Here is a 13,548-nt window from a genome sequence, read left to right as displayed (position 1 = left end):
AGGAGTCGTTTCATTCAAGTCACATATGCTCATACTAAGGTTGCAAAAACTGTTTTCTTCTAACAGATTGTCTAATAGAAAAGACTTGTTGGGGACAATAAATGCTACTTAATATATAATATCAGATATTTCAATGTTTACAAACATATTATTCGACTATTTGTTAAAAATGAAGGATATTTCTTGTACTATTTTAGTAAAAAAATGAAATGAAGTGTAAAGCTAGCGCAGGAGCTGTTAAAATCGGCTAAATAAAAAGACTGTTTTAGTTATATTTGCAAAAAATATTAGTACTTGCTCTTACTGTTTTTAACTTTTCCACGTTAGGATCAATGCCCGCCTCTTCCTTTCCTTGCCAAAAACCTCTATAATAACGATAGAAATTAAAAGAGAAGAGGAAGTTTTTTGCGTATATTATTTATAGGAGATGTCGTCGGTTCACTAGGACGTGACACGATCAGCACGTATTTACCAAAATTAAAGAAAAAATATCGTCCGCAGGTAACGATTTTGAATGGTGAGAATGCAGCCGCAGGTCGAGGGATCACAGGTAAGATCTATAAGAAATTTCTACAAGACGGTGTAGACGTCGTCACTTTGGGAAATCACACCTGGGATAATAAAGATATCTTTGACTTTATCGAGGATGCCAAAAAAATGATCCGTCCAGCGAATTTTCCAGAAGGGACACCTGGCCAAGGGATGGTATTTGTCAAAGTCAATCAATTAGAGTTAGCAGTCATAAATATGCAAGCGCGTGTTTTCATGGCAGATATTGATGATCCATTTCGCAAAGCAGAAGAATTGATTACAGAAGCTCGCAAAAGAACACCATTGATTTTTGTTGATTTTCATGGAGAAACCACTAGTGAAAAGCAAGCGATGGGATGGTTTTTAGATGGGAAAGTCAGTGCTGTTGTGGGGACCCACACGCATGTGCAGACGAATGATGCGCGGATTTTACCAGCAGGGACAGCTTTTTTAAGTGATGTTGGGATGACTGGACCATATGACGGTATTTTAGGCATGAAGCGTGGACCGATCATTGAGAAATTCAGAACAGCGTTGCCGAAACGTTTTGAAGTCGTTGAGGAAGGTCGGAGCTTGTTGTCTGCTTGTGTGATTGATATTGATGATCAAACAGGTCAAGCCAAAAAGATCGAACCAATCCAAATCAGTGATGATCGTCCGTTTGAAGAATAAACGGGAGATATTTAACGAACGATAAGGTGTAGCGGCTCTATCGTTGGAAGGATGAACAAACCACCGTAAGCTTCTAAAAAAATGACAGAAATTTCATATAAAATCAGGAACAACAAAGAAGCTAGTGCTGCGGTACTAGTAATCAGGCAATTTGGATAAATTGGTTGTTCTGCCTATTCGGGGCTTCATTTACTGGGTGATACCAGTGGATGAAGCGCCTTTTTTTTTACTCGTTTGTAGTTGGAAGGAGAAGATACCAATCAATAAACGTAGGAAAGTTCGGGTGAAATTATTGAATTACCGTATAAAAGCCAAACAAGACAATTTAGAAAAATAAGTAAAAGCAAACGGTTTGAAATCACGTGGATAGTAATGGGATGAAAAGAGAGGAACCTTTATTTTAGCGTTGCTCACCAACGCAAGTAAAATTCAAAAAATCCCATACTTTTATCAAATTTGTCCGTTTTTCAGGACTCATTCGACAATTCAAATTCTTTCCCACGATACTATTGACTCTTCCGATATCTTTAGGTTAGAATAAATTTACAACATAAAATAAAAAAGGCGCCCTGTCAGAAGACGGTAATCTTCAAAACAGAGCCCTGTATTATCAGCGTAAACTAATAATACAAGTTGCCTCGCCAATAATTTCTTATTGACTACCCTTATTGTACTAAAAGTAAGAAGAGATTTCCATTCTTTTTTCTTGCTCAATACTGTTAGTGAATGGTTATTTAACGAACGCTTCATGGTATTAGTAGCTGACTAATATCATTTTTTTGTGTTTAACATCAGGTAATTAGAGCGAAAAACAAAATAAAAAGGCACTCTGTACAAGGGCGGTAACCCGAATACAGAGCCTCATATTATCAGCGTAAACTAATAATATAAGTTGCCGAAGTCAATATTTTCATATCAACTCTTTTATTTTACTCAATTTTTGTAAGAAATACTAGTGTTTTTTACAATTCTTGTGTAGGTTGAGGCAGTTGATGGTTATTTGTTGCACTTTTGCGCGGTATTAGTTGGTAGCTAATGCCGTCTTTTTTCGCTCTTTTTATATATCGTAAGCACCTTTCTCTCCTTTCAAATACGACTCCTTTCGTATTTGCATTCTACCAACTGGTGCTTACGATCGGGTATCTTGGGAGTGATCGCTACCAGACATTTTTCATTCAATCAAAAAAGGCAGCTGAGTCAATGCGTACACAATAGGACAGAACAAACAGAATCAGTAAATAATTTCCAACCCGATTGAATGAAAAAATGCTCCGTTCTACTCTTAAGATAGCCGTACCCTTAATACTTGATTTAGCGGAAAATCAAGTATTGAGTAAAAAATGCGCAAGCGACCAGAACTTGCGCATTTCAAGCAGTTGCTTATCGTATTGTCACAACCAACCATTTTTTTGCTATCACATGATAAGTAGCTGCTTGTTTTTATCCATTTGACTATTTCATCGAATCTCTTCTAATTTTATGGACTAATTCTTTCACAATTATACCTCCATCCTCTCCAGCAAAAAGGTTAGCTTATCCACTCTATCTACAGATTGAATATTCCTACCATTCAGAATATACGAGCAATGACAACTGTTGTTCTTTCTTTGTATCTACTTCTTTTTATTCTTGGCTAAAAATAGATGTCTTCTTGTGGTACACTATAAAATGAACGTATTTATACTGTATTATGAGAGGAGTTGATCGCTTGTCAGAAACTAAAAATGATCCGCAACAAGCTAGTAAGATTGCCAGTGGTTTCGTCATGCCATTTGCTACACCCTATGCAGGAAGTAGCGAGTCTTTGTCTATCTCAGATGGGCCTGCATCAAAAGATATTACGACCATTCTTACACAGACAAAATCAATCATGAGCACATTTGAACAGAGCTTAAAAACGGATGCCGATAATATTCTATCGATCAGTGCAACATATGAACAAGCCAATCAGGCTTTAGTAGATGTGGTGACGCATGGATAAAAAAAGAACGATGGCGGATGTCTCAAAACAAGTATCGGCGCTAGAAGACGAGAGATATACTAGTCAAAAAAAGAAAAAATTGTGGGAAGAATACCAAGAACATTGGGCGTACCTACAACGAGAAGAACAAGCAATACTGGAAGAAGTAGCGTATTTAAGTCAAGGAACGGTTGCGATGAATCATGCGACACAACAACTGACTTATTTTGAAGAAGAACAACGCTCCTTTGCACGAACGTTTGATTCTATCGATGAGCACTTTGAGCAGAAGGAAAAAGAATTTTATGCTCGAGAAGATCAGCTGACGGAAGCTTATTACGATGCGAAGAAGCAGGAAGAGGCTACCGATGACGAAATTTAACTATTCCGAAGTCCAAGGTGTCTTTACAAGTTCTCAATCGGATCGCGTCGCGTGTTTAGCTAATTTTTCGATGGTGGAAGCAACAGTATCAGAATTTAGTGCAACAGGTGCCTTAACGGGACCGGGTTGGGATTCAGCCAAACAAGCACTCGCCCCATATGCAATTGTAACCAAGGCATTGTATAATTATCATTGTGACTTTGGCGAAACCTATACGGCCTTCTTAGCGGATTTTGAAGGAGAAGTAGGCGAAACGGGAAAAACTTTAAACACGGAAGAGCTAAGACAGCTACAAGACAAGCTGAATCATATTCAGCAAGAGAAGCAGGATTTGTTAGAAAAGATTGCAGGAAATATAGCACTTGAAATTCTCGGTGGCTATGGCGTGATGGCAAAAGATTTCCAACTAAACAGTACAAAAAAAGAAATTGAACTGCTTGAAAAATATGAAACCTTTGAAAATGCTCATGCAGGAGATTTTACAGCGATCGTCTCAACCGGAGGAGACGTGGCAGCCGCATTGAATGATTTAGGAAAAAGTAAATCGTTTAACGCAAAAACAGGAACATATACGTATTCCGATCTTACAACTAAGAATTGGTATGCCAGGTTAACGAAGTACAATGAGGATAGTCCATCGCAACGAATAGAAATAGTAAAAACCGACAAATATGGCTATGGCTTGAAGGTCTATCTAAACGGTAAGTATAGTGAACAAGCCTCAGCGAACCTGATATATGCCCAATCGAAAGAAGGCATGAAGAAATTAGGGATTGCATTAACCAACATGGCTGGAGAAATGACCGGAATGTATAGTCTCTATCGCTTATTCACTGGAACAGATCCCGTCACAGGAAGCAAAGTAAGCCGACTAGAAGCAGGACTGTGGGTCGCATTATTATTACTTCCACAAGCAAAAATGGTAGAAGCAGTCAAAACATTACGAGCAGGAGATCGGGCCTTGGCAGGAGCCGCCTTAACGGAAGCGGATCTAATGATACTAAGTAAAGCCGGCTACTTTGATGATATTGCTAAGATTAATAAGATTGAGAAGGCTAGTGGGGCTAAGGTGAATAAATTAAGTCCTAAAGATATTAATAATATGTCTCTAGATGATTTACGCAAAAGTATTCCTGATGATTGGAAAATTTTTGAAAATAATGGAAGAGTCCATATAAAAGATGCAAATGGTCAGATGAGAGTACGCATTGATCCACCTGATAATATAACAAAATATCAACACATGCATATCTATGATGATCTAGGAAATCCGTTAGATAAGCTAGGAAATATAGTAGATAGAACCAGTATTGATGGTCATTTACCATGGAACGATAAATAAAAGATAGGAGTTATTTTTATGATTAATGAAATTCAAAAAAAAATTGATGAAATAAATTATTGGGATTTGCTAGTATTAGATATTCAAAGTCAATATTTTGGTGATGAAGTGTATATTTATATAGAAAAAAATGAGGAATATTGTTGGAAAATATCATTTACTTCTTGCTATAAAGTTAACTATGAGACTGATGCGAATTGGAGAGGTAATTTTAAAGTTAAGGACACAGGGCCAAAATCTGGTTATTATGCACAAGACATTACATTAAATAAATACATGGAAAACGAGGAATTTATTGAATGTTCAATTGATGTATCAATTATGACAATGAATATTGTTTGTAAAGACATTTTTGTAGAAGAATTAAGCATGAAAGAGAATCTATTCTTTTGGCAAGATAAGTAAAGTTAAAAATAAAAAAGGCACTTTACTATCTGATTGACGTTGGATAGTAAAGCATTGAATAGTAAGCTTTAAACTCACCAATCAAGTTGCCAATAGCTAACAAAAGCTAGCTATATTTAAAGAAGCGAATGAACTTTGTCGCTTCTTTTTCTAGTTTTAGGGCGTAAGTCACAATCCCGAGAAATCCAGTGGGTCTGATAATCTGTTAAAATCTAATTTAATAAAATACAATAACTCGAGCCCATCGCAACGAATAGAAATAGTAAAAACCGACAAATATGGCTATGGCTTGAAGGTCTATCTAAACGGAAAGTATAGTGAACAAGCCTCAGCGAACCTGATATATGCCCAATCGAAAGAAGGCATGAAGAAATTAGGGATTGCATTAACCAACATGGCTGGAGAAATGACTGGAATGTATAGTCTCTATCGCTTATTCACTGGAACAGATCCCGTCACAGGAAGCAAAGTAAGCCGACCAGAAGCAGGACTGTGGGTCGCATTATTATTACTTCCACAAGCAAAAATGGTAGAAGCAGTCAAAACATTACGAGCAGGAGATCGGGCCTTGGCAGGAGCCGCCTTAACGGAAGCGGATCTAATGATACTAAGTAAAGCCGGCTACTTTGATGATGTTGCTAAGATTAATAAGATTGAGAAAGTTAGTGGGGCTAATCAAAAAGTAGTAGAGGAAATAACCAATCCTGTTTTAGAAGCTCCTAGATCTGGAAGCGGACTGAAGGTTGATGATATTAAACCAGTTAAAGGGAAAGGTTCTGTTTATGATATTGACCCGTTAACAGGAAAACCACCTACAAAACAAACTCAAATTATTATAGATGAATTTCCTAATGTTCCAAAAGCACATGGTTTCTCTGATATTATTGATAATTATGCTGGTTTAGCAGAAGTCACGGATTTAGGTAATGCTAAATTATATCAAATTCAAGGAAGCCAAAATGGTGTTATGGGACGTTTTGAGTGGATAATTCAAGACGGAAAAGTTACGCACAGAATGTTTGTCAGAAATCCAGAATTGAATGGAGTGCCTATAAAATAATGAATTATATCGATGAATTTAAAAAAAATAATATTCCTTTTTCTTGGAATGAGCTTAAAATAGGTAGATTTGGTTATTCAGAAAACGAATTTTATTTACAGGGTATACTTGATGATGAATTTGTAATGAAATACACCTTAGATTATCTATCTAAAAATGAAAATGAGGAAAATTCGTATGTGTGGGAGCTTGGAAGTCTATTTTCACCATATGACGAGAACGAAATATATAAGCTTCTTGATTTAATTGAAGATTCTAATGAAAAAGATTTGGTGTCCTATTATAGATGGCGGTGGATTTTAGTCAATAATCTATTGAAGAAAATCTTAGATAAAGACTATGTAAATGCTTTGTTAGAAATTAGTGAATTCTGGCTTGATCTGAAATCCCCTTTCGATATGCCTTATCAATATCAAGGTGTGGAAAATGAATTAACCCCACAAGAATTTTATACTGAGGAACACTTATCTAAAGTTATTTCTGACCATAAAAAATGGTTGGAAGATGAAAAAGAGAAGTTAAATTAATAGTTATCAAAATAAAAAAGGCACTTTACTATCTGATTGGCGTCGGATAGTAAAGCCTTGACTAGTAAGGGTAAACTCACTAATCAAGTTGCCAATAGCTAACAAAAGCTAGCTATATTTAAAGAAGCGAATGAACTTTGTCGCTTCTTTTTCTAGTTTTAGGGCGTAAGTCACAATCCCGAGAAATCCAGTGGGTCTGATAATCTGTTAAAATCTAATTTAATAAAATACAATAACTCGAGCCCATCGCAACGAATAGAAATAGTAAAAACCGACAAATATGGCTATGGCTTGAAGGTCTATCTAAACGGGAAGTATAGTGAACAAGCCTCAGCGAACCTGATGTATGCCCAATCGAAAGAAGGCATGAAGAAATTAGGGATTGCATTAACCAACATGGCTGGAGAAATGACTGGAATGTATAGTCTCTATCGCTTATTCACTGGAACAGATCCCGTCATTGGAAAAAAGTGTGGAGCAAAACAGATTTAGTGTTTTGTTCCACACTTTTTTTTAGTTTTTCTCTTGCTATTCCTAATTTTTTGCGTATGTTATACAATGAACTCTAAAAGGAAATGGAAAAAGGAGAAAAGAATGATGGCGCAAAATCAAAAAAAGTTCAAAGAAATAATCATCAGCTTATTGTATGTTATCGTACCACTGATTTTAGGAACAATACTTAGTCTATGGCTCAAGCTATCAATTTACATACCCACAGCTACAATTTATGCAATCGTGTTGTTATTTCTCGTACCGGCTGACAATTTCTTTCATAGTAGTGTAGACTACAAAGCGAAAAGCATCAATCCTACTTACCGACCACCCACTTCAAAAATAGATGGAGGAACGAAGCGTGAGCTGCTTCATTTTATTCTGGTAGTGATCTCGTTGATCTTCTGTCTTGTGGGATGGTATCTTAGTTCTCTATAACAAAGCTAGCTGCTTTACTTTTTACGCAAACTGTTGATTCTGCTTGAATTATGTTAAAATAAGTAGACCTGTTTTACAACAAAATCTTACCCAGAATAAAGGTGTGAAATCATGGAGCCATCCATTACAGATAAAAAAATCAACGAAGAATTAACGACATTATTAGCCTTGATCGGTGAAGATGAATTGATTCAGCGTTACAAAGAATTAGAAGAAAAAGTTCAACATAACGAGAAGCTCGCGGACTTAGTAGAGCAAATCAAAGCTGCTCAAAAAGATGCTGTCCAATTTGCCCACTATGATAAACCCGAAGCAGAAAAGGCCGCAATCAAACGCGCAGATGAATTGACCAGAGAATTTGATGAGCATCCATTAGTTGTTGCCTATCGCGAGCAACTAATGGAAGCCAATGACCTCTTACAACACGTCACAGACATGATCCAATATAGAATCAACGAAGAATTAGAGAAGGAAGGGTAACGATGCCTCAAAAAACGAAAAATACACCCATGATGGAACAATACTTAGCGATCAAGGACCAATATCAGGATGCCTTTCTATTTTATCGATTAGGGGACTTCTATGAAATGTTTTATGAAGATGCTGTCAATGCCTCGCAATTGTTGGAGCTAACATTGACTAGTCGTAATCGTAACGCAGATGACCCAATCCCAATGTGTGGGATTCCTCACCATGCGGCACAAGGCTATATTGATACATTGATCGAAAAAGGCTACAAAGTAGCAATTTGTGAACAAGTGGAAGATCCTAAAACGACGAAGGGAATGGTCAAACGAGAAGTCGTCCAGTTGATCACGCCTGGAACAGTGATGACCAGCAAAGGGTTAGATGCCAAAGATAATAACTATCTGACTGCTATTGTAGAAGAAAATGGAACATTTGGATTAGCTTACGTGGATTTAAGCACAGGTGAGTTAAAAACAGCTGTGCTAACGGATGAAGATGGCGTAATCAACGAAGCTTCCGCACTGCAAACGAAAGAAATCGTCTTAGGCAGTGCTATATCTGAAACATTGCAGCAAACACTAAAAGATCGTTTGAATATTATTTTTTCTGAACAAGATCATGCCGAAGAAAATGCAGAGTTCAGTTTCTTAACAAGTGAATTGACTCAGCCATTAGAAGTCGAAGTAACTGGAAAGCTCCTAACCTATTTAACGGTGACCCAAAAACGAGGGTTATCTCATATCCAAAAAGCAGTCGAATATCAGCCAGATCATTTCTTAAAAATGGATCACTACTCAAAATTTAACTTGGAGCTGACACAATCGATCCGAACAGGCTTAAAAAAAGGCACCTTGCTATGGTTGTTAGATGAAACAAAAACAGCAATGGGCGGCCGTCTATTGAAGCAATGGCTAGATCGTCCTTTGATCCAAGAAAAACAGATCCAAACGCGCCAAGAAATGGTTCAATCCTTACTAAATGCCTATTTTGAGCGAGTTGATCTGCAGTCGACCTTAACGAAAGTCTACGATTTAGAACGTTTAGCCGGTCGCGTTGCTTTTGGAAATGTGAATGGTCGAGATTTGATTCAATTGAAAACATCCTTAGAACAAGTTCCACTAGTTCGTGAGCTGATCGTTGGGATCAATCAAGGCGAATGGAATGATCTATTAATTGACTTGAATCCAGCGGAAGATATTGTAGAGCTGGTCAATCGAGCAATCAATGAAGAAGCACCGCTTGCAATTACAGAAGGAAACATCATTAAAGACAACTACAATGAAAAATTAGACGAATATCGTGATGCTATGCGTCATGGCAAACAATGGTTAGCTGAACTAGAAGCCAAAGAACGCCAAGAAACAGGAATCAAAACCTTAAAAGTTGGTTTTAATCGAGTATTTGGTTATTACATCGAAGTGACGAAATCGAATCTAGCCAATTTAGCAGAAGGCAAATATGAACGAAAACAAACCTTGGCAAACGCTGAACGCTTCATAACCCCAGAGTTAAAAGAAATGGAAACCTTGATTTTAGAAGCGGAAGAAAAATCAGTTGATCTTGAGTATCAATTATTTTTAGAAGTGCGTGAACAAGTCAAAGCGAATATCGAACGTTTGCAAAAACTAGCGAAAACAATCAGTGCCGTGGATGTTTTACAAGCTTTTGCGACAGTCAGCGAAAGATATCAATATGTTCGACCAATTCTGAAGAGCAATAGCAAGGAATTGCAAATCATTGAAGGACGTCACCCTGTAGTGGAAAAAGTTTTAGGACATCAAGAATATATACCAAATAGTGTCCGAATGAGCAAAGAGAACATCATTCTATTGATCACAGGACCGAATATGTCGGGTAAAAGTACGTATATGCGTCAATTGGCGTTAACAGTGGTCATGGCTCAAATTGGCTGCTTTGTTCCCGCTGAGTCAGCTGAGTTACCAATTTTTGATCAAATATTTACACGAATCGGTGCATCTGATGATTTAATTGCAGGTCAAAGTACTTTTATGGTTGAAATGATGGAAGCCAACCAAGCGTTAAGGCATGCCACACCAAACAGTCTGATTCTATTCGATGAATTAGGCCGAGGCACCGCAACTTATGATGGTATGGCATTAGCGCAAGCAATTATTGAGTATATCCACCGAGAGGTCAAAGCAAAAACGCTGTTCTCCACGCATTATCATGAATTAACGGTGTTAGATGAAAATTTGCCCGGCTTGAAAAATATTCATGTCGGTGCCGTAGAAAAAAATGGGGAAGTTGTCTTCTTGCATAAAATGATGGACGGACCAGCGGATAAAAGTTATGGTATCCATGTTGCCAAGATTGCTGGCTTACCAAGTGCATTATTAGAACGCGCAGCAACAATCTTATCAGCGTTAGAAGCAGAAGAACAGCCACTCAAAACGGTTGAGTACTCAAACGAAATCAATGAAGATACCGAACAACTTTCATTATTCAAGGAAGTATCCACCGATGAATTAGGCGTGATCGATACCTTGAAAAAAATCAACCTATTAGAAATGACACCAATGGATGCTTTAAATAAGCTGCATGAATTACAAAAAAGAATTTAAATTTAAAAACTGAGCAAGGAGACGATCGAATATGGGGAAAATTCAAGAACTATCTGAACAGCTTGCCAATCAGATCGCTGCTGGTGAAGTAGTAGAACGTCCTGCATCAGTGGTCAAAGAACTTGTAGAAAATGCGATCGACGCCGGCAGTACCCAAATCGATATCTTTATTGAAGAAGCAGGGCTAAAGACAATACAAGTCATCGATAATGGGGAAGGGATTGCGAAAGAAGATATCTTAAATGCATTTAAACGACATGCAACCAGTAAGATCCACACAAGAGATGATTTGTTTCGCATTCGTAGTTTAGGGTTCCGCGGAGAAGCCTTACCCAGTATTGCTTCTGTATCAGAAGTGACGCTTGAAACAGCCGTTTCGGATGAAGAAGAAGGTAGTTTTGTCCAAATGAAGGGCGGAAAAGTCGAAGAACATCGTCCTTCTGCCTTAAGAAAAGGGACTAAAATCACAGTCGCTAATTTATTTTTTAACACGCCTGCCCGCTTAAAATACGTCAAAACGATCCAGACAGAATTAGCCAATGTTGGAGATATTGTCAATCGCTTGGCATTAAGTCATCCGACTATTGCATTTCGCTTAGTTCACGACGGCAATAAAATGATGAACACAGCCGGTAATGGAGAGTTGAAACAAACGATTGCGGGGATCTATGGAATCGGAACAGCCAAGAAGATGCTGAAAATCACAGCAGAAGATTTAGATTTTAAACTGACAGGGTATGTTTCGTTGCCAGAAGTCACGCGCGCTAGTCGAAATTATTTATCGACGATCATCAATGGTCGTTATATCAAAAATTTTGCATTGAACAAAGCGATCGTGGAAGGCTACGGCTCGAAGCTAATGGTTGGCCGTTTTCCACTAGCGGTATTAGAAATTGAAATGGACCCTTTGTTAGTGGATGTAAACGTTCATCCCACCAAACAAGAAGTTCGTTTGAGCAAAGAAAAGGAATTAATGGCTTTGATCAGTGAAGCGATTCGCGAGGTTTTGAGCCATGAACAATTGATTCCCAATGCGGCAGATAATCTTGGCTTTAAAAAGAAAGTGGAACTGCAAGCAAAAGTCGAGCAGATGGAAATTCCTTTAACGGAACAAGAAGCCTCAGCCCAACCTATCAGAAAACCAGGGAGCTTAGGCTATGATGCGATGAGCGGGAATTTTTTCGTCAAAGAAACACCAGCAGCATTTTCAACCCAAGATACACAAGCTGAAAAAGCAGAACCACAGACAGAACAGCCAGTAGACAAAGAAGCGTTGATGGCGTATGCCTTCAGCTCACCTTATGCTGAAAAGCAAGACGCTGATGATACCCAATCAACAGAACAAGAACCAGAAGTGACAGTAGAAGCCCAAAAACAAGCAGAAGCGACAGCTATTGATGCACAAGTTTATGAAGAAGAATTAACTCTGCATCCTGAATTTGATTTTTCAGCAACCGGTGCGCAAAATGAACTAAACAAAGCCTTGAATAAGTTGTCTGATGAACGTCCTAAAGAGCGTTTTCCAGAATTAGACTATTTTGGTCAAATGCATGGTACTTATCTATTTGCACAAAGCAAAGATGGGTTATATATCATCGACCAACATGCGGCGCAAGAGCGGATCAAATATGAATATTTTAGAGAAAAAATCGGTGAAGTAACCAATGATCTGCAAGAACTACTGGTGCCAATCGTGATCGATTATCCAAATAGCGACGCCCTAAAGATCAAAGAACAAAAAGAAATACTAGAAGAAGTAGGAATTCATTTAGAAGATTTTGGGCAAAACAGCTTTATTGTTCGTTCCCATCCGACTTGGTATCCTGCAGGCGAAGAAGAAACGATCATTCGAGAAATGATCGATATGTTTTTGACCACAGGATCAGTCAGTGTGAAAAAATTCCGTGAAGCAACTGCAATCATGATGAGCTGTAAACGCTCGATCAAAGCGAATCACTACTTAAATGAACAACAGGCGAGAGTGTTGTTGAAGGATCTGCAAACATGTGACAATCCCTTTAATTGTCCTCATGGTCGTCCGGTCTTGATTCATTTTACGAATTCAGATATGGAAAAAATGTTTAAACGAATCCAAGATCCACATTAAAAATAAAAGGAAGAAGGTTTTATCCTAATGACAGTGATCCTTGCCTCTCAATCTCCTCGCAGACGTGAGCTGCTGAGTCGAGTTATTTCTGATTTTAAAGTGGTGCCAGCTGACATCAATGAAGAGGTCAAAGACTACTTCACACCAATGGACTATGTATTGACGATGGCAGCCCAAAAAGCGATGCATGTGGCAAAGCAATACCCTAATGATTTAGTGATTGGGTCTGATACAATCGTAACGATCGATAATGATATATTAGGAAAACCGACTTCTAGAGAAGATGCTTTTCGGATGCTTAGACAGTTGAGTGGTAGAACGCACAAGGTCTACACTAGCGTTGTCTTGATGAAAGATGATCAAGAATCCTCAGCAACGGTTCCAGCTACAGTAGAATTTTATGAGCTGACGGATGAAGAAATCAATCACTATTTAGATACAAAAGAATACCAAGACAAAGCGGGTGCTTACGAAATTCAAGAGCAAGGTGCGTTATTGGTGAAAAGTATCCAAGGCGATTTTTATTCGATCGTGGGTTTGCCAATTGCGACTTTAAATCGTATGTTGGCAGCATTTGATTAG

Annotated in this window: 13 protein-coding genes; all 13 read left to right on the top strand. The window is 38.0% G+C overall.

Annotation, left to right across the window (positions count from 1 at the left end; translation table 11 throughout):
- The first annotated feature begins 405 nt into the window (after positions 1–405).
- The 13 genes from IGJ55_RS15680 to IGJ55_RS15620 all read left to right on the top strand — a co-directional run bounded on the left by IGJ55_RS15680 (position 406) and on the right by IGJ55_RS15620 (position 13,548).
- The gene (locus tag IGJ55_RS15680) at positions 406–1,203 is read left to right on the top strand and encodes a TIGR00282 family metallophosphoesterase (protein WP_069640365.1); all 798 of its coding nucleotides are present in this window, start codon (positions 406–408) and stop codon (positions 1,201–1,203) included.
- A gap of 1,708 nt (positions 1,204–2,911) precedes the next feature.
- A complete protein-coding gene (locus tag IGJ55_RS15675) occupies positions 2,912–3,184 on the top strand; it encodes a DUF3130 family protein (RefSeq protein ID WP_207120446.1) in 273 nt (90 codons plus the stop codon).
- Complete coding sequence (locus IGJ55_RS15670; protein WP_207120445.1) at positions 3,177–3,545, top strand: hypothetical protein; 369 nt, start codon at positions 3,177–3,179, stop codon at positions 3,543–3,545. Before IGJ55_RS15675 ends, IGJ55_RS15670 begins: the two co-directional genes overlap by 8 nt.
- The gene (locus tag IGJ55_RS15665) at positions 3,532–4,887 is read left to right on the top strand and encodes a pre-toxin TG domain-containing protein (protein WP_430606822.1); all 1,356 of its coding nucleotides are present in this window, start codon (positions 3,532–3,534) and stop codon (positions 4,885–4,887) included. Before IGJ55_RS15670 ends, IGJ55_RS15665 begins: the two co-directional genes overlap by 14 nt.
- An 18-nt stretch (positions 4,888–4,905) precedes the next feature.
- Positions 4,906–5,292, top strand: a complete 387-nt coding sequence (locus IGJ55_RS15660; RefSeq protein ID WP_207120443.1) for a hypothetical protein — start codon at positions 4,906–4,908, stop codon at positions 5,290–5,292.
- 289 nt (positions 5,293–5,581) lie between these two features.
- Positions 5,582–6,352: a pre-toxin TG domain-containing protein gene (locus tag IGJ55_RS15655; RefSeq protein WP_430606821.1), complete on the top strand. Its 771-nt coding sequence runs from the start codon at positions 5,582–5,584 to the stop codon at positions 6,350–6,352.
- Complete coding sequence (locus IGJ55_RS15650; protein ID WP_069640355.1) at positions 6,352–6,879, top strand: DUF2247 family protein; 528 nt, start codon at positions 6,352–6,354, stop codon at positions 6,877–6,879. The genes IGJ55_RS15655 and IGJ55_RS15650 overlap by 1 nt, the downstream gene beginning before the upstream one ends.
- A 291-nt stretch (positions 6,880–7,170) precedes the next feature.
- Positions 7,171–7,371, top strand: coding sequence for a hypothetical protein (locus IGJ55_RS15645; protein WP_430606820.1), 201 nt, complete (start codon positions 7,171–7,173; stop codon positions 7,369–7,371).
- A 105-nt stretch (positions 7,372–7,476) separates the two neighbouring features.
- A complete protein-coding gene (locus IGJ55_RS15640; RefSeq protein WP_429948371.1) occupies positions 7,477–7,809 on the top strand; it encodes a hypothetical protein in 333 nt (110 codons plus the stop codon).
- Between the two features lie 111 nt (positions 7,810–7,920).
- Complete coding sequence (locus tag IGJ55_RS15635) at positions 7,921–8,289, top strand: RicAFT regulatory complex protein RicA family protein (protein ID WP_069640351.1); 369 nt, start codon at positions 7,921–7,923, stop codon at positions 8,287–8,289.
- Between the two features lie 2 nt (positions 8,290–8,291).
- Positions 8,292–10,859 carry a DNA mismatch repair protein MutS gene (gene mutS / locus IGJ55_RS15630; protein ID WP_429948375.1) on the top strand — a complete coding sequence of 856 codons (2,568 nt, stop codon included), beginning with the start codon at positions 8,292–8,294 and terminating at the stop codon, positions 10,857–10,859.
- A gap of 31 nt (positions 10,860–10,890) precedes the next feature.
- The gene (gene mutL / locus IGJ55_RS15625) at positions 10,891–12,966 is read left to right on the top strand and encodes a DNA mismatch repair endonuclease MutL (RefSeq protein ID WP_430606818.1); all 2,076 of its coding nucleotides are present in this window, start codon (positions 10,891–10,893) and stop codon (positions 12,964–12,966) included.
- Positions 12,967–12,993: 27 nt separating this feature from the next.
- Positions 12,994–13,548 carry a Maf family protein gene (locus IGJ55_RS15620; protein WP_430606815.1) on the top strand — a complete coding sequence of 185 codons (555 nt, stop codon included), beginning with the start codon at positions 12,994–12,996 and terminating at the stop codon, positions 13,546–13,548.

The organism is Enterococcus sp. AZ170, from assembly GCF_050545135.1.
GTDB lineage: Bacteria > Bacillota > Bacilli > Lactobacillales > Enterococcaceae > Enterococcus_L > Enterococcus_L ureilyticus.
The sequence above is the reverse complement of the archived record's forward strand: the minus strand, read 5'-3'. Positions and strand labels throughout refer to the sequence as shown.